This window comes from Variovorax sp. OV084 (assembly GCF_900111625.1).
Lineage (GTDB): Bacteria > Pseudomonadota > Gammaproteobacteria > Burkholderiales > Burkholderiaceae_C > Variovorax.
The window spans coordinates 536165-557818 of the sequence record NZ_FOII01000002.1 but is presented as its reverse complement, the minus strand read 5'-3'; the positions used below and the strand labels follow the sequence as shown (position 1 = coordinate 557818).

18 protein-coding genes are annotated in these 21654 nt (G+C 68.4%); 10 read left to right on the top strand and 8 right to left on the bottom strand.

Features of this window, described 5'->3' with window-relative positions; translation table 11 throughout:
• Nucleotides 1-4 precede the first annotated feature (4 nt).
• From BMW87_RS08930 to BMW87_RS08905, 6 genes are all read right to left on the bottom strand, one after another.
• Nucleotides 5-1141, bottom strand: coding sequence for an ATP-binding protein (locus tag BMW87_RS08930; protein ID WP_093075842.1), 1137 nt, complete (start codon nucleotides 1139-1141; stop codon nucleotides 5-7).
• 17 nt (nucleotides 1142-1158) lie between these two features.
• Nucleotides 1159-1578, bottom strand: a complete 420-nt coding sequence (locus BMW87_RS08925) for a hypothetical protein (RefSeq protein WP_093075841.1) — start codon at nucleotides 1576-1578, stop codon at nucleotides 1159-1161.
• Nucleotides 1575-5699: a WGR and DUF4132 domain-containing protein gene (locus BMW87_RS08920; RefSeq protein ID WP_093075839.1), complete on the bottom strand. Its 4125-nt coding sequence runs from the start codon at nucleotides 5697-5699 to the stop codon at nucleotides 1575-1577. Before BMW87_RS08920 ends, BMW87_RS08925 begins: the two co-directional genes overlap by 4 nt.
• Before the next feature lie 111 nt (nucleotides 5700-5810).
• Nucleotides 5811-6968 carry a GGDEF domain-containing protein gene (locus BMW87_RS08915; RefSeq protein WP_093075838.1) on the bottom strand — a complete coding sequence of 386 codons (1158 nt, stop codon included), beginning with the start codon at nucleotides 6966-6968 and terminating at the stop codon, nucleotides 5811-5813.
• Nucleotides 6969-6977: 9 nt separating this feature from the next.
• Nucleotides 6978-8699 carry a single-stranded-DNA-specific exonuclease RecJ gene (gene recJ / locus BMW87_RS08910; RefSeq protein WP_093075836.1) on the bottom strand — a complete coding sequence of 574 codons (1722 nt, stop codon included), beginning with the start codon at nucleotides 8697-8699 and terminating at the stop codon, nucleotides 6978-6980.
• Nucleotides 8696-9658 carry a hypothetical protein gene (locus tag BMW87_RS08905; RefSeq protein WP_093075835.1) on the bottom strand — a complete coding sequence of 321 codons (963 nt, stop codon included), beginning with the start codon at nucleotides 9656-9658 and terminating at the stop codon, nucleotides 8696-8698. Before BMW87_RS08905 ends, recJ begins: the two co-directional genes overlap by 4 nt.
• 55 nt (nucleotides 9659-9713) lie before the next feature.
• Between BMW87_RS08905 and BMW87_RS08900 the strand changes: the two genes are divergently transcribed.
• A complete protein-coding gene (locus BMW87_RS08900) occupies nucleotides 9714-10970 on the top strand; it encodes a lipoprotein-releasing ABC transporter permease subunit (RefSeq protein ID WP_093048715.1) in 1257 nt (418 codons plus the stop codon).
• The gene (gene lolD, locus BMW87_RS08895; protein ID WP_093048718.1) at nucleotides 10963-11640 is read left to right on the top strand and encodes a lipoprotein-releasing ABC transporter ATP-binding protein LolD; all 678 of its coding nucleotides are present in this window, start codon (nucleotides 10963-10965) and stop codon (nucleotides 11638-11640) included. Before BMW87_RS08900 ends, lolD begins: the two co-directional genes overlap by 8 nt.
• Here the strand turns inward: lolD and BMW87_RS08890 are convergent.
• Complete coding sequence (locus BMW87_RS08890) at nucleotides 11637-12404, bottom strand: sigma-70 family RNA polymerase sigma factor (RefSeq protein WP_093075833.1); 768 nt, start codon at nucleotides 12402-12404, stop codon at nucleotides 11637-11639. The genes lolD and BMW87_RS08890 overlap by 4 nt on opposite strands.
• An 81-nt stretch (nucleotides 12405-12485) precedes the next feature.
• Here BMW87_RS08890 and BMW87_RS08885 point away from each other — a divergent pair, with 81 nt between their 5' ends.
• Nucleotides 12486-13100 carry an ATP-dependent Clp protease proteolytic subunit gene (locus tag BMW87_RS08885; RefSeq protein ID WP_371127339.1) on the top strand — a complete coding sequence of 205 codons (615 nt, stop codon included), beginning with the start codon at nucleotides 12486-12488 and terminating at the stop codon, nucleotides 13098-13100.
• Here BMW87_RS08885 and BMW87_RS08880 read toward each other — a convergent pair whose 3' ends face one another.
• Nucleotides 13101-13490 carry a RidA family protein gene (locus BMW87_RS08880; protein WP_093048728.1) on the bottom strand — a complete coding sequence of 130 codons (390 nt, stop codon included), beginning with the start codon at nucleotides 13488-13490 and terminating at the stop codon, nucleotides 13101-13103.
• A 190-nt stretch (nucleotides 13491-13680) separates the two neighbouring features.
• Here BMW87_RS08880 and BMW87_RS08875 point away from each other — a divergent pair, with 190 nt between their 5' ends.
• From BMW87_RS08875 to BMW87_RS08845, 7 genes are read left to right on the top strand one after another with little or no spacing between them, the layout of a single operon-like run.
• Nucleotides 13681-15255 (top strand): ABC transporter substrate-binding protein, encoded by a 1575-nt coding sequence (locus BMW87_RS08875; protein WP_093075832.1) that lies wholly within the window; start codon nucleotides 13681-13683, stop codon nucleotides 15253-15255.
• Between the two features lie 16 nt (nucleotides 15256-15271).
• Entirely contained in the window at nucleotides 15272-16531 is a 1260-nt protein-coding gene (locus BMW87_RS08870) for a lactonase family protein (protein WP_093075830.1), read from the top strand.
• A gap of 11 nt (nucleotides 16532-16542) precedes the next feature.
• Nucleotides 16543-17484, top strand: coding sequence for an ABC transporter permease (locus tag BMW87_RS08865; protein WP_093050319.1), 942 nt, complete (start codon nucleotides 16543-16545; stop codon nucleotides 17482-17484).
• Between the two features lie 3 nt (nucleotides 17485-17487).
• Complete coding sequence (locus BMW87_RS08860; protein WP_093048736.1) at nucleotides 17488-18327, top strand: ABC transporter permease; 840 nt, start codon at nucleotides 17488-17490, stop codon at nucleotides 18325-18327.
• Entirely contained in the window at nucleotides 18327-19364 is a 1038-nt protein-coding gene (locus BMW87_RS08855; RefSeq protein ID WP_093048739.1) for an ABC transporter ATP-binding protein, read from the top strand. The genes BMW87_RS08860 and BMW87_RS08855 overlap by 1 nt, the downstream gene beginning before the upstream one ends.
• On the top strand, nucleotides 19361-20344 hold the full coding sequence (locus BMW87_RS08850; protein WP_093075829.1) for an ABC transporter ATP-binding protein: 984 nt from the start codon (nucleotides 19361-19363) through the stop codon (nucleotides 20342-20344). The genes BMW87_RS08855 and BMW87_RS08850 overlap by 4 nt, the downstream gene beginning before the upstream one ends.
• A 2-nt stretch (nucleotides 20345-20346) precedes the next feature.
• A complete protein-coding gene (locus tag BMW87_RS08845) occupies nucleotides 20347-21654 on the top strand; it encodes an amino acid deaminase (protein ID WP_256216702.1) in 1308 nt (435 codons plus the stop codon).

Here is a 21654-nt window from a genome sequence, read left to right as displayed (position 1 = left end):
GTGTTCAGGGCAGGCGGTGGCGTGCTTCGTAGTAGGCGCGCCAGTGGGCGCCGTTGCGCTTGGCTGCCTTCTGCTCGAAGTAGCGCCGCAGCTTTGCGCGGTCGTCTGCGTTGTCCTTCACCACCGTGCCGGCGATGCAGTCGACCAGGTCTGCGGGCGAGCCTTCGCGCTGTTCGAGGAACCAGGCGCGCACGCCGACCGCATGCGCCACGTTCACGGCTTCGGCGGTGGACATCACGGCGGTGAGCCGGTCCATGGCCGCATCGCTGCCCGCATTGCCGTTGTCGCCCTTCGCGGGCGCACCGCGCAGGTCGCGGAAGGTCGACACCAGGAGCTCCAGCACAGGTGCGGGCACCGTCTTCGGAATGCCGCTCTGCGCAAGCAGCCGCGTCGACGATTCCTGCACCAGCGCCAGTTCGCGGTCGAAGTCGAGAATGGGAAAGACCGTCTCGAAGTCGAAGCGCCGCTTCAGCGCCGCGCTCATCTCGTTCACGCCGCGGTCGCGCGTGTTGGCGGTGGCGATGATGTTGAAGCCCTCGCGCGCGTAGAGCATGCCGTGCTCGCCCGACAGCTCCGGCACCGCCATCACGCGGTCCGACAGCATGCCGAGCAGGCAGTCTTGCACTTCGAGCGGTGCGCGCGTGATTTCCTCGAAGCGCACCACCTGGCCCTTCTGCATACCCAGGAACAGCGGCGCCGGCACCATCGCGCGCGGGCTCGGCCCTTCGTTGATGAGCAGCGCGTAGTTCCAGCCGTATTTGATCTGGTCTTCGGTGATCGATGCGCCGCCCTGAATGGTGAGCGTCGAGATGCCAGAGATGGCCGTGGCCAGCAGCTCCGACAGCATCGACTTCGCCGTGCCCGGCTCGCCCACCAGCATCAGCCCGCGGCCGGTGGCCAGCGTGACGAGCATGCGCTCGATGCTGGCCACGGGCGCGACGATCTTGGGTGCGATGTCGAGCGCCGCGTCGCCGAGGATGAACGAGCGTGCGGCCTTCAGGCCGAGCACCCAGCCGGGCGGGCGCGGGTCTTTGTCCTGCGCCTGCAGCCGCGCGAGCTGTGCGGCGTACAGGATCTCGGCTGGCGGGCGCTGCAGGTTCGATGCGCCGGTGTCTGGGGAGGACTTGCTGGAAGTGGCCATGATGGGTGCGGGTGAAGCTAGAGGATCCTGTAGTGACCGGGCTTGCCGGTCTCGATCGTGATGTCCGTGTTGTCTTGAGAATAGGTGTGGGTGGACCTCAGCCGGATCTTGCCGCCCTGGAAAGCCTCGCCCCGGTCGTCCAGCCTGAGCACAGCCATGCCGTTCGACAGTTCCTTCACGAGCACTCGGGCCGTTCGCCGTGGCGTACCGCGCTCGCCAATGGTCAGCCATTCGATCCAGAGGCGCGAGTGCACATGCTCGAAGCCCTCGTCGGCAATCACGACGCGGAGCACGCCGCCGCCTTTCGGCGAGAGCCATTCGCCGCCTGTTGCCACCGTGCGGACCTGCGTCGGCACCTCGGGCGCCATGCCTTGGGCTGCGGCCGTGGTCACAGCCAGAGCGAGCCCTGTGGCCAACATCCAGCAGCGCAGCCTCATGCCCTGAGGCCTTCCATGTCGCGGATGAGTTCGCTGGCGGAAATCGGATCGAGCTGGTGCAGCGCCTCGGCATCGCGCATGTCGCCCCAGCCCGAGGGCTTGCCCACCTGCACCTGGCCGAGCGTCTGCTCGGGGTATTCGTCCACCATGCCGACGATGATGCCGGGGTCCAGGCTCAGCTCGATCACGCGGTCCGTGCCCAGCGGCTTGCTGAAATACCAGATGCAGCCGCCGTCCTGCGCCTGGCCGCGGCGCCAGCCCTTGTTGGCCAGCCCCAGCACGCGGCCGGTGGGCACTTTGGCGTCTTTCCAGCGCTCCAGCTTCAGGCTCTTCTTCTCTTCGTCGGTCAGCGTGTAGATGTCGCGGCCGATCTGCGCGAAGGGCTGCAGCAGTTCGTAGTCGGCGAACACCTGGCCGAAGGCCGCTGCGTCGGCGGCTGGCAGCTCCAGCGCATGCGGCACGCCGATGCGGATGTTCTCGCCCTCGGGCAGTTCGAACGGATCATCTTCCGCCGTGGTGTAGCTGCCGTCTTCCGCCACGCGGAAGCAGGCCTGCAGCGTGCCGCCGTAGCTGGCACTGCCTTGCACCGCGTACACGCCCCAGATCAGCCGCTGCACGATGTGGCGCACCAGCGGGTGCTCGACCAGGAACATGCGGAACACCTCGGGCGTCCAGCGGCGGCGCGCGCACATTGCCACTTCGAGGCGCAGCAGCTGCTGGCTGGCGATGGTGCGCACGTCCTTCTTCAGCAGCTTGAAGCGTTCGACCGCTTCCTTGCTCAGTTCGGCGTCGTCGGTCTTCTTGGGCTTGGGCAGGTCGGGCAGGCGCGCGCCGTCGACACCGTCGGCGCCGGTCTCGCGCACGTAGGGCTTGAGCGTTTCGTCGAAGCCGACCTTGAATGCGCGTGGGCCGAAGTCGAGCCGCATCGTGCCCTGCTCGTCGAGGCCGAGGTCGGGCGCGAGCCGGTCTTCGAGTTCCTCGGTGCTGAGGCCGCGTGCTTCGGCGATGGCATCGATCTTCTCGCGCGCCTTGTCCTGCAGGCCCTTGAACTTGACCTTCTGCGCAATGCCGTTGAGCAGCATCAGCGCGACGTCGCTGCCGATGGTGGCGAGCACGTCGAGCCCGGTCACTGCGCGCGCATGCGCGGCCTCGCCGGGCCAGGCGCGGATGAAGGGCGTGAGCTTGCGTGCGGTGTCGTCATTGCCGAAGAAGCCGAGCGCGGTGAGCGCCCAGCCTTCCTTGCTCGGGCCGCCGGCTTCGAGCCAGGCGGTGAAGGCGTCCCAGGCGAACTCGGCAAGCGAGTCGGCGTCGCAAGCCTCCTTGGCCACGGCGATGCCGCCGTAGATTTCCTCGTTGGTCGGAAAGGTCAGCATCTGGCCGAGGTTGTCGAGCACGTCGTCGGGCAGGGCCTTGCCGTTCTTCAGCGTGGGTCGGCGCCAGCCGCGCGGCTGCCAGAACTCGGGCAGCTTCGCGCGCCTGGTGGGAAAGCGGTCGAGCGGGCTTTCGTCGAGCACGGCGCGCAGCGCCTCAACAACTTCGGGCTTGCCGTAGCGGCCGGCCACGTCGAGCAACAGCGCTTCGTGGCCGTTGGCCTGCAGCAGGCGCAGCGCTGAACCCGCGCAGTCACGTGCTTCGCCGGCCTTGCCGAGCGCGGGCGCAATCAGGCCGGCGGCGGCGTGCTCTGGATATTTCAGCAGCCATTCGCGGCCTTCGGCGCGCAGCGTCTTGAGCTTGGCGAAGGCGCGCGCGGCCGGCATGGCCAGTTCGGCGGCGCCGTAGTTCAGGGCGTACGAGAGATTGTCGGTGGGCTTGGAGCGCACCATGGCCACCAGCCCCGGCAGCACGGCGAGGCCGTGCGTGGCCAGGATCATGCCGATGCTGTCGCTCTCGGCTTCGCCTGCGACCGCATTCCAGAACGGCACGCCGATTGCCGCCGGCAGCAGCGCCGAGAAGCTTGCATTGAAGGTGAACCAGTAGTAGCGGTCTTTCTTGCGCTCGGCCACCATCGCGCGCCAGCTGGCGGTCAGGCCGTCGGCGTCGCCGGCCGCGATGGCCGCCGCGGCGGTCTTGGCGAAGGGCGCCAGGCTGATCCTGCCCTTGTCGAAGCCCAGCGAGTCGAGCAGTGCCTCCGTGTTCTTGCGCGCGGCGTCGTAGCGGCCGGTTTGCCATGAGTTCAGGCGCAGCGCCTTCTCGCGCTCGCCTTCGCCCCACTGCTCCACCGGCGCCAGCGCCAGCGGCTCCAGCACGAGCGCGCCGGCCGCCTTCTTCTGCACCTTGGCGAGCCACGGCGGCGCTGCCAGCACGCCGGGCAGCTCGCTCGCGTCGGCCACTTCGGTGGGGCCGGCCAGCAGCGCCAGTTGCCGGTCGATCACCGCCTGCGCGCCGGCATCGAGCCAGGGCCGCAAGGCCGGCAGGGACGCGCTGTGCGCGCGCAGCAGGCGCGTGAGGCTGGGCGTGACGAGGTTGGCGTCTTTCCCTCCCGCCGCGACCAGCCTCGACAGCGCGGGAATGGCCGCCATTGGCCAGCGGTCGACGGCCAGCGCCAGCCGCGCCAGCGCACCCTTCGAATTGCTCGCCACGCGGGCCAGCGCCTGCACGGCTTCGGGCGTGCCGATGCAAGCCAGCGCATCGCCCGCATCGTCAGTGGCGGCGCCGCGCTCCAGCACCGGCACCGCGTCAAGGCCGCGCTCCTGCACCAGCGTGCTCGTCATGGGGCCGCTGCCCCAGAAGCCGGTTGAATAGCTCAGGCGGACCTTCGCGGCCAGCGCGATGGCGTCGGGGTCGGTGGCTGTCAGCAGCAGCCAGTGCATGGTTTCGGGCGTGGTCTTGTCGGCCGCGAGCGTGTGCACGAGCGTGTTCGAGATCTCGGGCGCATCGGGCAGCAGCATTGCCAGCGCGGGCTGACGGCTGGGGTGCACCTTGGGCAGGCCGGCTTCGATGCGGTCGCGGCAGTCCTGCCAGACATCGGGGGTAGCCAACGCCAGGTGTGCGCGCAGCGTCTGTTCGCCTTGCCCCAGCGGGCCGTAGTAAGAGTCGCCCATCTGGCGGGCGACGGCGGTGCCGAAGCTGCTCTGGTGCTTCTGGGTTGCGCGGTCGTAGGCGGTCTGCACATCGATCTGCTGCGCGGCCAGCGCCATGTCGACGGTGGCTGGCAGCCCGTACTGCTTCACGAGGTAGTTCACCAGCACGTTGCCTATCTCGTGCACGTTGTAGCGGCCCCCGGTGCCCAGCGCGAGTGCCAGCAGCACGGTGTCGGCCTCGGCGTCGGCCGCGGGGTCGGGCTGCGTGCTGCGGTCGACCATGCGCTGCGTGGCCGCCCGTAGGGCCGCGTCAGTGCCGGTCATGTTGACGTTGAGCTCGAGCTTGCGGCGCACCGGCAGCCAGGCTGCGGCCACGCTCACCGCTTCGTCGGAGGGCTTTGGCGGAAAGCGGCGCGACGGGAAGGCTTCGCGCTGCATGTCGGGCGAGAGCCGTATGGGCGTGCCGGCGGCGAGCCAGGGCGGGGTGTCGGCGCTTGCGGGTATTTCGACGCTGGTCGCGGGGGGAACTGCGTGCGATGCGCCTGGCGCTGCGGCGCCCAGTGCTTTCGCGATGGCCTGGGCGTCCTTGGCTGGCGTGCAACTGGTGCCCCAGCCTGACAGCAGGCCCTCGTTCTTGAGGCGCTTGAAGGCAAGCGCCGCGCCTTGCTCGCTCACGCCGTGCTGGCGCTTGAGAGTGCCGGCCGAGAGCGTGTCGCTGGAGGTCAGCGTGCCGGCTTCGATCTGCGCGCGCACGGTTTCGAACACGCGGTCGGCCTGGCTGTCGATGCCTTCGGTGGGCGCCGCATCCGCGGCCGTGGTGCTGGCGGCGACGGCCGTCGGCGTAGGGGGCTTTTCCGCAGGCTCTGCCTTCTCCACCTTCGGCTTCGCCTCGGCCACGCCCACTTCGGAGTAACCCTTGCCGGTCTTCTCGGCCACCAGCTTGGTCAGCGCGGTGCCTGCCTTGGTGGCGTCGTCGAACGACTTGGTCTGGCTCTGGCCCGCGGTGCCGATGCGGCCCCAGCGAATGTTGAGCTCGGTGTCTGCCTGCTCGATTTCCCAGAATTTGCTGGCGGTTCCCTCGATGAGTTCAAAGCGGCGCATGGAAAAAACATCCTCCTGTGAGTTCGCCGCAGAGGATAAAGGGCCTGCGTGAAAGCTCGGCCCCTCTACAGCAAGAAGATTTCGCTCCGCGCGACAACGCTTACGAAGAAATTATTCACGTGCCGCCGCGCCGCCCGCATGTTCCCCCGCGAAGGCATAGGCCGGCCCCATGCGCTGCCGCTTGCAATGCTGAAGCGCGCGGCCGGCCGATTCGAGCAGGCCGGCCAGCGTGTCGCCGTCGGCGGGGTGGCAGGCAATGCCCATGCTGAGCTCGCCCCCTGCGAGCAGCCGGCCTTCGTAGGCCACCGGCCTGGCGCCTGCGGTCTCGATGCGGATGGCCATCTCCGCGAGCTTCTGCCGCGGCGGGCTGCCGACCAGAAGAATCGCGAACTCGTCGCTGCCGAGCCGGGCGACCATGTCGTCGGCGCGCACCTGCTCGCGCAGGCGCTGGGCGATGGCGGTCAGCACCGCATCGCCACCCGCGCGGCCATGCCGCTCGTTCACGGCCTTGAAGCCGTTCAGGTCGATCAGCATCAGCGAGAAAGGCCGGCCGTCGCGCAGCCATTCTTCGGCGCGGCTCTCGAAGCCGGTGCGGCTGGCGGCGCCGGTGAGAGCGTCGGTGCCCGAGTCTCCCGCCTTCTGCTGGACGCGTGCCTCGCCAGCGCCATCGCCCCGCAGGCGCATGCCGAGCGCGAGGACGAAGACCACGAGTTCGGCGATCACTGCGGCCTGCACCAGGTTCGGCTGGGGCGGCGCCCACGCCGGCCCGATCCAGGCCGACATCCGCGCGGTCGAGAGGCCGCCGAGCAGCAGTGCCGCGCCGGCCAGGAAGAGCGCCGCCGGCCACGGCTGGCGGCGCAGCACCTTCACAGCGCCTGCCGCGAGGATCACGGTGGAAGCCACCGCCAGCGCCTGCACCATGCGCAGCGTCCACAGGCGCTGCGTCTCGAGGGCGGCATAGAGCGTGGCGATCGCGAAGATGACCAGGGTTGCCCGCGCGACCCGGTCGAGCCGGGGCGAGAAATCTTCCAGCCGCAGCAATTGCCGCACGAACTGCAGCCGGCAGGCCGTCCACAACACCAGCGCCGCCGCGGGCCATTGCGCGAATTGCGCGAAAGGCGCGAGGCTGTTCAACCCGGCGAAGGCTGCCAGCGCGCACGCGCAGCTCAACGCGTACCAGCCGTGGATCTTCGTGCCGAACACCAGCAGCAGCACCAGGCCGCAGGTCGTCAGGCCAGCCAGCAGGCCGTAGCTCACGCCGTCGAACATCGAGGCCTCTTAGAACTCAGCGCCTTCGACCAGGAAGCGCAGCCTGCGCACGCCCTGCCATTCATCGGCATCGAGCCGGAACGCCAGCTTGACCTTCGGCGGCAGCGGCTCGGTGTGGCTGAACCAGATCGCGTCGATAGGCTGACCCTGGTGCCTGAGCTTGAGCGACAGGTGCTTCTCACCCACCAGCCGCTGCGACACCACTTCCACCTCTTCGCTGAAGGTGGGCGGCGCAAAGCCCTGGCCCCACACCTCGCGGTGCAGCGTGTCGACGAGGTCGATGCGCATGTACTCGCGAGCTATCGGCCCGTCGGTCTCGATCTGCCGCGTGAGCTCGGCCTCGGCCAGCCATTCGCCGGCCACCTGCGCGAAGCCTTTTTCGAAGGTCTCGAAGTGCTCGCGCGCGACCGTGCAGCCGGCCGCCATCGCGTGGCCGCCGAAGCGCAGCAGCACGCCAGGGTGGCGCTTGGCCACGAGGTCGAGCGCGTCGCGCAGATGGAAGCCGGGAATCGAGCGGCCCGAGCCTTTCAGCTCCTGCTCCTTGCCCGGCGCGCCGCTCGCGGCGAAGACGAAAGTGGGGCGGTGAAAGCGGTCCTTGATGCGCGAGGCCACGATGCCGACCACGCCCTCATGAAAGCCCGCGTCGAACACGCTGATGGCAGGCGGCGGGGCTTCGATGCCTTCGCCATCGGTGGCGAACAGCGATTCGGCCAGCAGCAGCGCCTGGTCGCGCATGCCGCCCTCGATGTCGCGCCGCTCGCGGTTGATGCCGTCGAGCATGCGCGCAAGTTCTTCGGCGCGGCCTGCGTCGTCGGTCAGCAGGCATTCGATGCCCAGTGTCATGTCGGCCAGCCGGCCGGCGGCGTTGATGCGCGGGCCGAGTGCAAAGCCGAAGTCGAATGTTGTGGCGGCCGAGGCATTGCGGCCCGCGGCCTTGAAGAGCGCTGCCACGCCGGCGGGCATCGTGCCGGCACGGATGCGGCGCAGGCCCTGCGCCACCAGCCGGCGGTTGTTTGCGTCGAGCTTCACCACGTCGGCCACGGTGCCGAGCGCCACAAGCGGCAGCAGCACATCGAGCTTGGGCTGCGTGGCCGTGTCGTACACGCCGCGCTTGCGCAACTCGGAGCGCAGTGCGAGCAGCACGTAGAACATCACACCGACACCGGCGATGCTCTTGCTCTCGAACTCGCAGCCGGGCTGGTTCGGGTTGACCAGCACGTCGGCCGTGGGCAGCTCGGGGCCGGGCAGGTGGTGGTCGGTCACCAGCACCTGCAGGCCGCGCACCTTGGCGGCCGCCACGCCTTCGACGCTGGCGATGCCGTTGTCGACGGTGATCAGCATGTCGGCGCCGCTGTCGGCCACGCGCTCGGCGATGGGTGGCGTGAGGCCGTAGCCGTCGACCACGCGATCGGGCACGAGGTAGCTCACGTGCCTGGCGCCCAGCAGACGCAGGCCGCGCACGCCGACTGCGCAGGCGGTGGCGCCGTCGCAGTCGTAGTCGGCGACGATGCACAGGCGCTTGTCCTGCGCAATGGCGTCGGCCAGCAGCACTGCGGCCTCGTGCGTGCCGCGCAGCGTGTCGGGGAGCAGCAGGCGTGCGAGGCCATCGTCGAGCTCTTCCTTGGCGCGCACACCGCGGGCGGCGAAGAGCCTTGCCAGCAGCGGATGCACGCCGGCCTGCTCCAGCGCCCAGACGGTGCGCGGGGGAATCTCCCTGGCGATGATCTTCATAGCGCCTCCAGCACGGTGGCGGCCCGCTTGCGGTCGAACAGGCTCCTGGCCCAGCCGGCCAGGCCGCGCGGCTGCACGGTGTAGCGCTGGGCGGTGCGGTCGCCGCACAGCGTGAGCGACACGGCGTCGCCGCGCGTGTAGTCGGCCAGAAGCGCGGCGACGGGGCCCGCGTCCAGCTCTTGCCAGGCGGCGGCCCAGGCCATGCCGTCGTCGCGCAGGGCGGCGATGCGCAGGGCGTCGCTCACTGTCGGTGCCGCGGCCGGTGCCGCTTCCTTGTTCAGCGCGCCGGTGCCGCTGAGCCAGAACGAATTGATGGGCGGCACGCCGCGCGCGGCGCGGTCGTCGTTCACGCGCTGCGTGTACAGCAGCATCTGCATTTCGTTCTGCAGCCGGCGCAGCGGCCGCGCAGCATCGGCCAGCGGCGACCACTGCGAGATCGGGTAGCCCACGGCGCGGTCGATGGAGGCGGTGGCCAGGCCGTCGAAGATGCGCGCGCGTGCCAGCCATCGGCCGGGCACGGGGGAGGGGTGCAGCACGATGCCGTCTTCCTCGAAGAAGGGACGCGCGGCTTCCAGCAGGGCGGTCGATTCGTCGGCGTCGATTTCGATGGCGGCGGGGTCGCCCAGCACCACGTCGTCGATGCCGACCTGCCAGTTGCACAGCATGACGACGCCCCAGCCTTCGGTATCGCCGGGCGTGGCGATGCCCAGCCGCCGCGCATCGAGCGCGCCCCAGGGGATGCAGCCGTCGGCGGCGGAGATGCCCAGCGCCTGCGCCAGCGCGCGTTCATGCGGAGGCGAGCGCGTGCTTTCGTCCTGCGTGTCGGTGTCCGCGAGGGTGAGCCGCTGCAGCAGGGTTTCGAGATTGGGGAGCCGAAGCGTCGGCAGCGCCGCGCGGCATGCCGGGGAACCGCGGCCGGCAAAGGGGATCAACAAGTGACGTGGGGAGGTTTCGGCCATTCCCGTATTGTCCGGGAAGCCTCAAGGTCATCCGGAATGCCACAATTCCGCCCCTATGCGACTTCCTTATGAACTGCAGCTTGGCTGGCGCTACACGCGCGCAGGCCGGGCGACGCGGCGCAACGGCTTCATCTCCTTCATCTCCGGTGTCTCGATGCTCGGCATCGCGCTGGGCGTGGCGGCGCTGATCATTGTGCTCAGTGTGATGAACGGCTTCCAGAAGGAGGTGCGCGACCGCATGCTCGGCGTGGTGTCGCACATCGAGATCTTCTCGCGCGACGGGCAGGCGCTGCAAAGCCTCGACCAGATCATGGCCGCGGCGCGCAAGCACCCCGAAGTGGTCGGCGCGGCGCCTTTCATCAATACGCAGGCGCTCATTGCGCGTGGTGAGGACATGAAGGGCACGATCGTGCGCGGCATCGATCCCAAGCTCGAACCCGAAGTCACCGACATCAACGGCATCGCCTCGAAGGGCACCTTCGACAAGCTGGTGCCGGGCGAGTTCGGCATCGTGCTCGGCGCGGAACTGGCGCGTTCGCTCTTCGTGCAGCCGGGCGACCAGGTCACGCTGGTGGCGCCGGGCGGGCAGGTCACGCCGGCGGGCGTGGTGCCGCGGCTCAAGCAGTTCACCGTGGTCGGCACCTTCGACTCGGGCCACTACGAATACGACTCGGCGCTGGCCATGGTCCACGAGCAGGACGCGGCCAAGGTGTTCCGCCTCGAAGGGCCGACCGGCATCCGCCTGAAGCTCAAGAACCTCAACGAGGCACGCGACGTGGCCGACCAGCTGGCAGTGACCCTGCCGGGCGAGTTCCTCATCCGCGACTGGACGCGCCAGAACAAGACATGGTTCGCGGCCGTGCAGGTCGAGAAACGCATGATGTTCATCATCCTCACGCTGATCGTGGCGGTGGCGGCCTTCAACCTCGTCTCCACGCTGGTGATGACCGTGACCGACAAGCGCGCCGACATCGCCATCCTGCGCACGCTGGGCAGCTCGCCGCGCAGCATCATGGGCATCTTCGTGGTGCAGGGCGCGATGGTAGGCGTGATCGGCACCGTGGCCGGGCTGCTGCTGGGGCTTGGCATCGCCTACAACATCGACGTGATCGTGCCCTTCCTGGAGCAGCTGTTCCACGCGAGCTTCCTGCCCAAAGACATCTACCTGATCAGCAAGATGCCGAGCGATCCGCAGCGCAGCGACATCATGCCCATTGCAATCATCTCCCTCGTGCTGGCCTTCCTGGCCACGCTGTACCCGAGCTGGCGCGCCAGCCGCGTGAACCCGGCCGAGGCTCTGCGCTATGAGTGAAGTCGTATTGAAGGCCCGAGGCCTGACCAAGCGCTTCCACGAAGGCCGGCTCGACCTGACCGTGCTGCACGGCGTGGACCTCGACGTGCATGCCGGCGAAACGTTGGCAATCGTCGGCGCCTCGGGCTCCGGCAAGAGCACGCTGCTGCATTTGATGGGCGGGCTCGACGAGCCCACGGCCGGCAAGGTCGAACTGCTGGGCAAGGACATCGCGCACGCCGATGCGGCGGAGCAGGGGCGGCTGCGCAACCAGCACCTGGGCTTCGTCTACCAGTTCCATCACCTGCTGCCCGAGTTCAGCGCGCTCGACAACGTGGCCATGCCGCTGAAGATCCGGCGCGTGGAGCCCCATGCGGCCGCGCAGTCGGCCACGAAGATCCTCGAAAGCGTGGGGCTGGGCCAGCGCCTGCATCACCGGCCGGCCGAGCTGTCGGGCGGCGAGCGCCAGCGGGTTGCGATCGCGCGCGCACTGGTCACGAAACCGGCCTGCGTGCTGGCAGACGAGCCTACTGGCAACCTCGACCGCAGCACAGCGGACACGGTGTTCGAACTGATGCTCGAACTTGCGCACCGGCATGGCACTGCCTTCGTGATGGTCACGCATGACCAGGATCTGGCGAAGCGGTGCGATCGGGTGTTGCAGTTGGTGGCGGGGCGGCTGGCGGGCTAGACAGCCAGCAGTTCGGTCATTTCTTCCTGTTGCCGCACATCCAGCGGCAGCACGCACAACACCCTTCCACCCAGCGTGAGCACAAGGCCGAGCCGGCCGCCAATCTGCATCACCTGGCAGACCACGCGCGGAGCATCAGGCCTTGGGGCAGCCGTTGCCGACACTGCGACAGCACGCGTCGGTGGCTGCCGCAGCATCGCAAACAGCGTTCGTGCATCGCAGTCGCTCAGCGCCTGCCGATACACATGGAAGGCCGCTTCCGAGGCGCTTTCTGTTCCGTCCTTGTCCTGCCGAAGACGCAGCAGCGCCCGATGCAACTGCTGCCGGCAAGCCGCCTCAGTCTTGCCGCTGGCCTGGGCAATTTCCTTGAAGCTGGCTTCGAATACTTCGCGCAGCAGCACCGCGGCGCCGTCCGCTGGCGACAGCCTCGCGGCGATCAGACGCAGCGCCCGCTCGATGGATTCGGCCTGCGCCGCATCCACTTCCGCCGAAGGTGCCTCGGGCGCAAGCCCTTCGGCATCCCGCAGCCACCGCTGCATCCAGTTCTCCCGCCGCAACTTGTCGATGGCAAGGTTCTGCATCACCGTCGTCAGCCAGGCCTGCACCGAGTCGGGCTCGGGCATGCCGCCAGCCTCGAGCGCGCGCAGGTAGCTTTCCTGCACTACGTCCTCGGCATCCGCCGGGCCACCCAGCATTCGCGCCGCCGCGCGAACCAGCCGGCTTCGCAGCGCCGGGAATTGCGAGAGATAGCGTTCATCGAGCATCGCCGCAGCTTGCCATAGCGCGCAATGTCACGAAACTGTGGGCTTGTTCGTCAAGACAGTTCAACCACAGGAGCTTTCTCCATGCAGCCCATGTTTTCAATGGAATCCGACGACGACACCAAGCCCGCCGCCACCGCCGAGCCGCGCAACTCCTACCTGGAGGAGAAGGCGTTCAAGTCGCGCACGCTGCTGATCTTCGGCACCATCAGCGACTCAGTGGCGGCCGATGTGACGCGCCGGCTCATCGCACTTGACGCCGACAGCCCCGACAAGCCCATCGACATCCTCGTGAGCTCGCCGGGCGGGCATCTGGAGTCGGGCGATGCCATCCACGACATCGTGCGTTTCATCAGCGCGCCGGTGAACATGATCGGCACCGGCTGGGTCGGCAGTGCGGCCACGCACCTGTTCCTGGCGGCGCCGCGCGAGCGCCGCGTGTGCCTGCCGAACACGCGCTTCCTGATCCACCAGCCCAGCGGCGGCGCGGGCGGGCAGGCGACCGACATCGCCATCCAGGCGCAGGAAATCATCAAGGCCCGCCAGCGCATCGCGCACGAGATCGCGCGCGAGACCGGCAAGCCCATCGACGTGGTGCTGGCCGACATCGAGCGTGACCGCTGGCTCTCGGCCACGGAGGCCGTCGAATATGGATTGGTCTCGCGCATCATCCAGCGCAAGACCGAACTGCAGGCCTGATCAGGCCTTGGGCTTGTAGGCGACCACGTCGATCTCTACCTTGGCGTCGACCATCAGCCGCGCCTCGGTCGTCGAGCGCGCCGGCTTGTTTTCACCGAAGTAGCTCATGTAGATGCGGTTGAAGGCACCAAAGTCGCGCGCGTCCTGCAGCCAGACGGTGCTCTTGCACACGTCGTCGAGCGTGGCGCCGGCCAGCGCGAGCACGGTCTTGAGGTTTTCCATCACCTGGCGCGTCTGCGCCTCGATGCCGCCCACCACGATCTCTCCGTCCTTGTTGGCGGGCACCTGGCCCGACACATAGACGAAGTCGCCGGCGCGCACGGCCGGGGAGAAGGGGCGAACCTGGCGGTCGGAGGCGAGGGGCGGGGCGCCGAGGTATTCGAGAGGCATGGGAGGGCTCCTGGGGTTGAAGTCAACGATGGAAGGGGATTGGCGAGTATCCATCCAATCTGAAAATCTATTTCAGAAAAACCCTTTATCGAGGGTTAACACGGATGATTTGGCATGAATACTGCTTCAAAGTCCGGGCCGAAGAGAAATTTTCTTTCACAAACTCGCCCGCCCCATGAAGGAGTTCCCCATGCCCCACGTCGGTCTTGTCCAGCGCCTGCCCATGCTGTCGAAGCGCAGCCTGCTGGGCGCTTCCCTGCTCGCGATGCTGTGCGCCGCGCTGCCCTACCAGAGCGCCCAGGCCCAGGGCCCGCGCAACTTCGCCACGCTGGCGATGGTGGCCGAGCCGCAGACGCTCGACCCGATGGCCTCGACCGCCGACCTGGTCGGAACCATCATGCAGCACGTGTACGAGACGCTCTACACCTTCGACGCCAAGTGGAACGTGGTGCCGATGCTGGCCGAAGGCATGCCGAAGATCTCGGCCGACGGCAAGACCTACGCCATCACCCTGCGCAAGGGCGTCATGCTGCACAACGGCCGCGAACTCACTGCTGACGACGTGGTGGCCAGCCTGCAGCGCTGGATGGAACAGTCGCCGCGCGGCAAGGCCGTGGGCAAGGAAATCGACAGCCTCAAGGCCAAGGGCCCGCTGGCGGTCGAGGTGGTGCTGAAGGAGCCCTATGCACCGCTGCTCTCGCAACTCGCGCTGCCCAGCGGCATGGCCGCCATCATGGCCAAGGACTCCATCGCCTCGCCGCTGAAGGACTTCGTCGGCACCGGCCCCTACAAGTTCAAGGAGCGCCGCCCCGACCAGTTCGTGCTGCTCACGCGCTTCGACAAGTACACGGCGCGCAAGGAGCCCGCGAGCGGCTACGGCGGCAAGCGCGAAGCGGCCATCGAGGAGCTGCGCTTCGTGCCCGTGCCCAACGCCAGCACGCGCGTCGAAGGCGCGCTGGCCGGCCAGTACGACTTTGCCGACCTGCTGCCAGTGGAAGCACTGCCGCGCCTGGAAAAGTCCGGCGGCAAGACCGTGCCGATCATGACGCCCTCGTTCGGCTTCCCCTACCTCGTGCTCAACACCAAGGAAGGCGTGGCCGCCAGCCAGCCGGTGCGCCAGGCGATCCAGACCGCGCTGGGCGAAGGCGAAATGCTCGCGGCCGGCTTCGGCGACACGCGCTTCTTCGTGGCCGAGGGCAACCACTTCCCCAAGGGCTCGCCGTTCTATTCGACGGCCGGTGCCGACCAGTACAACCAGCGCAACGCCGCCAAGGCCAAGGAGGCTGCGGCCAAGGCCGGCTACAAGGGCGAGCCGATCCGCGTGCTCACCAGCCGCCAGTACGACTTTCACTACAACATGGCGCTGCTGATGGCCGAGCAGCTCAAGCGCGCCGGCTTCAAGGTCGACCTCAACGTGGTCGACTGGGCCACGCTGGTGCAGCGCCGCAACGACGCCAAGCTGTGGGACATCTACGTCACCCATTCGGGCCAGTTCCCCGAGCCGATGCTCTCGCCGCCGCAACTCGGCGACGGCGCGCCCGGCTGGTGGGACACGCCCGCGAAGAAGTCGGCGCTGCAGGCCTTCAATGTCGAGAGCGACCCGGCCAAGCGCGGCGCGCTGTGGGGCAAGGTGCAGCAGGTCGTCTATGACGAAGTGCCGTACATCAACGTCGGCAAGTTCAACGGCCTCTCGGCCAAGAGCCCGGCGCTGGACAACTACACGCCCGCGACCTGGCCGTTCTTCTGGAACGCGAAGATCAAGTAAGGCAGGGATACCAGCCATGCCATCGCGTCGCCAACTTCTGCAAGCCAGCGCACTGGCCTCCGGCCTCGGAGCCCTTGGCCTCACGGCCTCCACCGTTCAAGCCGCAACCTCCGGCCCCGTCTACGCCTACGTCGGCACCTACAGCGACGGCGGCAAGCCGTGGCGCGGCGGGCGCGGACTGGGTGTGCACCAGTTCGTGCTCGACAGCGCCACCGGCGCGCTCAAGCCCATCCCCGGCGCGCCGCCGGCCGTGACCAGTGCGGGCGAGGGCGCGAAGCTGCGCAACCCCGCGTCGCTCGCGCGCCACCCGAAACTGCCGATGCTCTATGCGGCCAACGAGTTCGAGGCCGGCTCGGTCTCGGCCTTCCGCATCGGTGCAGATGGCGCGCTGTCGTTCGTCTCCGAGACGGCCTGCGGCGGCAAGGACCCGGCCTACATCAGCGTGCACCCCGACGGCCGCTTCCTGTTCACGGCCAACTACGCCAGCGGCGACGTCAGCGTGATCGCGCTGCGCGCCGACGGCACGCCCGATGCCGGCACCCCCGCAGTCGTCTACAAGGACGTCGAGGCCTGCGGCGCATCCACGCCCTGCAAGCCCGGCGCCGACGTGGTGCCGGCAGCCGCGCGCTCGTACGAAGGCTTTGCCACCAGCGACCACGACGGCCCGCACGCGCACATGGTGCACGCCGACCCGAAGGGCAATTTCGTGCTGGTGGCCGACCTCGGGCTGGACCGCGTCATCTCCTACCGCTTCGACCGCATCACCGGCGTGCTGAGCCAGCCGAGCACGGTGGCCGTGTCGGAAAGCTCGGGCGCGCGCCACTTCGTGTTCCACCCGAACGGCAAGTGGCTCTACCTGGTGAACGAAGAAGCATCGACCATCGCATTCATGCGCTACGACAACGCCACCGGCGTGCTCACGCTGGTGAGCGAAACCTCGGCGCTGCCCAAGGGCTTCAAGGGCACCAGCTACGCATCGGGCATCCGCATGCTGCCGGACGGCCAGCACTTCGTGTCGCTCAACCGCCTGCACGACTCGATCTCGCTCTTCAAGATCGACGCACGCACCGGCGCGCCCACGCTGGTGCGCGAGGAATGGTCGCGCGGCAACTACCCGCGCAGCTGCACGCTCGACCCGAGCGGCAGGTTCCTCTACGTGTGCCACAACAAGCAGGGCGACAACGTCACCGTCTTCCGCGTGCAGGGTGGCGACATCAAGTTCACCGGCCAGTACGTTGCAGTGGGCAGCGCGGCGGCCATCGAGTTTTCCGCGTGATGAAGAAATCGATGTTCCGCTACATCGCCTCCCGCGCGGCGGGCATGCTGGTCGTGCTCGCCATCGTGGCGGTGCTCGTCTTCGTGCTCACGCGCGCGGCCTCGGGCGATCCGGTTTCGGTGCTGCTGGGCGACCAGGCCACCGCGGCCGACATCGCCCGCGTGCAGAAGGAGTACGGCCTCGACAAGCCGCTGCCCGTGCAGTTCGGCTATTGGCTGCGCGAGGTGCTGCAGGGCAACCTGGGCACTTCGATCTTCCTGCAGCGCCCCGTGACGCAGGCGCTGTGGGAGCGCTCCGAACCCACCACGCTGCTCGCGCTGATGGCGGTGGCCATCGCGGCGCTGATCGGCGTGCCGTGCGGCATCGTCTCCGCCGTGTTCCGCGGGCGCGCGGTCGACCAGCTGTTCACCGGCATCGCGATGCTGGGCGCGAGCATTCCGAGCTTCTGGCTCGGCATCGTGCTGATCCAGATCTTTGCCGTGTCCTTCGGCTGGTTCCCGGTGTCGGGCTATGGCGCGCCCGATGCGGCGCTGGCCGAGCGGCTGCATTCGCTGGTGCTGCCGGCCACGGTGCTGGGCCTGCTGAACTCCGCGCTCATCATCCGCTTCACGCGCGCCTCCATGCTCGACGTGCTCGGCGAAGACTATGTGCGCACCGCGCGCTCCAAGGGCCTGAGCGAAAGCACGGTGGTGCTCAAGCACGCGCTGCGCAACGCGCTGGTGCCCATCGTCACGGTGATCGGCCTCACGGTCGCGCTGATGATCGGCGGCGCCGTCATCACCGAGACCGTGTTCGGCCTGCCCGGCGTGGGCAACCTCGTGGTCAGTGCCGTGCTGCGGCGCGACTACCCCGTCATTCAAGGTGCGCTGCTCGTGATCGCCGCGATCTATGTGCTCATCAATTTCTCGATCGACCTGCTGTACGCGGTGGTCGATCCGCGCGTGAAGGTCTGAGCGATGCGTATGCCCCGAATGCTCCGTCAGCTGATGCATCGCCGCATCGTGATGGTTTCCGCCCTGGTGCTGCTGGTGATCGCGGTGCTCGCGATCGGCGCACCGCTGTTCGCCTCCATCGACCCCAACGACACGGCCGTGCTGGAGCGCCTGAAGGCGCCGAGCGCCGAGCACCTGCTCGGCACCGACGAACTGGGCCGCGACCTGTATTCGCGCATCGTGCACGGCGCGCGCTACTCGCTGGCCATCGCTGCGCTTACGGCGCTGGGCGCGGTCATCGCCGGCACGGTGCTGGGCCTGATGGCCGGCTTCTTCCGCCGGCTCGACGCGCCGCTGATGCGCGTGGTCGACGCGATGATGTCCTTCCCCGACATCCTGCTGGCCATCGCGCTGGTGGCCATCCTCGGGCCCTCGCTGATGAACACCGTGCTGGCGCTGGTGCTGGTCTACACGCCGCGTGTGGCGCGGGTGGTGCGGGCCTCGACGCTGGTGGTGCGAGAGCTGCTGTTCGTCGAGGCCGTGCGCGCGCTGGGCGTGCGCACCTCGCGCATCCTGTGGCGACACATCTTGCCGAATCTGATGTCGCCGATCCTCGTGCAGGTGTCATTCATCTTCGCGTACGCGATCCTGGCCGAGGCGGGCCTTTCGTTCCTCGGCGTCGGCGTGCCGCCCGAGATCCCGACCTGGGGCACCATGGTCGCGGGCAGCCAGCAGTACGCGCACCAGGCCTTCTGGGTGGTGCTGTTCCCGGGGCTCGCGATCATCTTCACGGCGCTGTCGCTGCAACTGCTGGGCGACGGTGTGCGCGACCTGCTCGACCCGAAGCTCAAGAAGACATCGTGATGACGAACGCCAATCAAACACCACGTCTCACGGTCAGCAACCTGAGCACCAGCTTCCCCACCGAAGACGGCCTCGTGCGTTCGGTGGCCGATGTGAGCTTCTCCATCCAGCCCGGCAAGACGACCGCGCTGGTCGGCGAATCGGGCTCGGGCAAGTCGGTCACCAGCCTCACGCTGATGCGCCTGCTGCCCAAGACCGCGAACGCGCAGGTCAGCGGCAGCGCCTCGTTCGTGACGCGCGAAGGCAAGACGCTCGACCTGCTGCAGATCGGCGAACGCGAGATGCGCTCGCTGCGCGGCAACCAGCTGTCGATGATCTTCCAGGAGCCGATGACCAGCCTGAACCCGGTGTTCACCATCGGCGAGCAGATCGCGGAAAGCGTGCGCCTGCACAAGGGCCTCGACCGCAAGGCGGCGCTGGCGCATGCGCTGCGCATGCTGGAGCTGGTCGAGATACCGGCCGCCGCGCAGCGCATTCACGAGTACCCGCACCAGCTCTCGGGCGGCATGCGCCAGCGCGTGATGATCGCGCTGGCCATGGCCTGCGACCCGACGCTGCTGATTGCCGACGAGCCCACCACCGCGCTCGACGTGACCATCCAGGCGCAGATCCTCGAGCTCATGCGCCGGCTGCAGGCCGAGACGGGCATGAGCATTCTCTTCATCACGCACAACCTCGGCGTGGTCGCGCACCATGCGGACGACGTTGTGGTGCTCTACGCGGGCCGCGTGGTCGAAAGCGCACCGGTTCGGCCGCTGTTCGCGCAGCCCGAGCATCCGTACACGCAGGGCTTGCTGGCCTGCCTGCCGGGCAAGGCGCGCCTGCCCGGCCAGCCCAAGCCCAAGCGCCTGTTCGCCATTCGCGGCCAGGTGTCGAGTCCGCTGGCACCGCCGCCGGGCTGCGCCTTCGAGCCGCGCTGCGATCTCGCGCTGGCCGGCTGCACCGCCGGGATGCCGCCGCTGATCGAAACGCACCACGGCCGCCAGGCGCGCTGCATCCGCGTGCAGCCGGCGCAACCACTCGTGAGGGTCGCATGACCGCTGTTTCTTCTTCTCCACTCATCGAAGTCCGCGGACTCAAGAAATACTTCGGCAGCAGCGACCGCCCGGTGCGCGCGGTCGACGACGTGTCGTTCGCGATCCAGCCCGGCGAAACGCTGGGCCTGGTGGGCGAATCGGGCTCGGGCAAGAGCACCATCGGCCGCACCGTGCTGCGCCTGCTCGAACGCACCAGCGGGCAAGTGCTGTACCGGGGCGACGACATCGGCACGCTGTCGGGCGAGCGCATGCGCAAGCTGCGCAGCAAGCTGCAGATCATCTTCCAGGACCCGTACGCCAGCCTGAACCCCAAGATGCGCATCAGCGCGATCCTCGGCGAGGCGCTGTCCACGCACGGCCTGCACAAGGGCGCGGCGGCGCGCGACAAGCGCATTGCCGAGCTGCTCGAGACCGTGGGCCTGCGCGCCGAGCATGCGAGCCGCTTTCCTCACGAGTTCTCGGGCGGGCAGCGCCAGCGCATCGGCGTGGCGCGCGCGCTGGCCGTGGAGCCCGAATTCATCGTGGCCGACGAGCCGCTGTCGGCGCTCGACGTGTCCATTCAGTCGCAGGTCATCAATCTGCTGGCCGACCTGCGCGAGCGGCTGGGCCTGACGATGCTCTTCATCTCGCACGACCTCGACGTGGTCGAGTACCTGTGCGACCGCGTGGTGGTGCTGTACCTGGGCAAGGTGATGGAAGTTGCCACCACCGAAGAGCTGTTCGCGCGGCCCTCGCATCCCTACACACAGGCGCTGCTGGCCGCGAGCCCGAAGCCCGACCCCGAGGTGGCGACCGAGCGCATTGCGCTGAAAGGCGACATCCCGAGCCCCATCTCGCCACCCTCGGGCTGCGTGTTTCGCACGCGCTGCCCGCATGCCATCGAGGCCTGCGCGCAGACTGTGCCGCCGCTCGAAGAAGTTTCGGCAGGACACTACAGCGCCTGCATCCGCAAAGAACTGCTATCCAACATTGCCGCATGACCATGACCGACAAAGCCGTCGCCGCCAACGATTTCAACGACCCGCTGCTGGGCAGCAACTTCAAGGGCTACCCGCGCACCCAGGCGCCGCGCCGCCGCAGCGAGATCGGCGCTGCCGGATGGAACGTGCTCGCCGGTGACCTGCCGCTGCCACTGGCCGTGCTCAAGCGCGAGGCGCTCGAACACAACCTCGCCTGGATGCAGTCGCGCGTGCGCGAATGGGGCATCGACCTCGCGCCGCATGGCAAGACCACCATGTCGCCGCAGCTCTTCCAGCGCCAGCTCGACGCCGGCGCCTGGGGCCTGACCTTCGCCACCGTCACGCAGCTGGCCGTGGGCGTGGCGGCCGGCGCGCGCCGTACGGTCATCGCCAACCAGGTGGTGAGCGACGAAGACCTCGCGGGAATCCAGATGCTGCTGAGCGAGCATGTCGACCTGCGCATCGTGTTCCTGGTCGATTCGCTGGCGCAGCTCGCGCTGATAGAGGACTGGGCGAAGCGCCACCCCGCGAGCGTGCCTTTCGAGGTGATGATCGAGATCGGCGTCGACGGCGCGCGCACCGGCTGCCGTACGCACGAGCAAGCCGTGGAGCTGGCCACACGGCTGCGCGCGAGCGATGCGGTCAAGCTCGTGGGCATCGAGTGCTACGAAGGGCAGGGCGCTACCGGCCAGAGCGAGCCCGATGCGGCCTACGCGAAGACGCTGATGGACCGTGTGGAAGCCGTGGCACGCCACTGCGACACCAACAAGCTTTTCGAGACCGACGAGGTGCTGGTTTCGGCCGGTGGCTCGGCCATCTTCGACCTCGTGGCAGGGCGCCTGAAGCCCGCGCTCGGCGCGCCGGTGCGCGGCCTGCTGCGCTCGGGCTGCTACGTCACGCACGACCATGGCTTCTACAAGCGCATGGTGAGCGCGGTCGATGAGCGCCTGGGCTGCGGCTGTGGCGAGAGCCTGGTGCCGGCGATGGAAGTCTGGGCCACGGTGCAATCGCGCCCCGAGCCGGGCCTGGCGATTCTTGCGGTCGGCAAGCGCGACATTTCCTTCGATCTCTCGCTGCCTGTGCCCATCGCACGTGCTGCACGGGGCGTGCTGCAGCCGCAGGCCGTGCCCGCGGGCTGGAAGATCACCGCGCTCAACGACCAGCACGCCTACCTGCGCTGGGACGCGAGCGAGGAAGCCGAAGCGCCCAAGGTCGGCGACCGCGTCGGCCTTGGCATTTCGCACCCCTGCACCACCTTCGACAAATGGCACTGGATGCCCGTGGTCGAGAACGACTACCGCGTGAGCGACGCCGTCGCCATGCACTTCTGA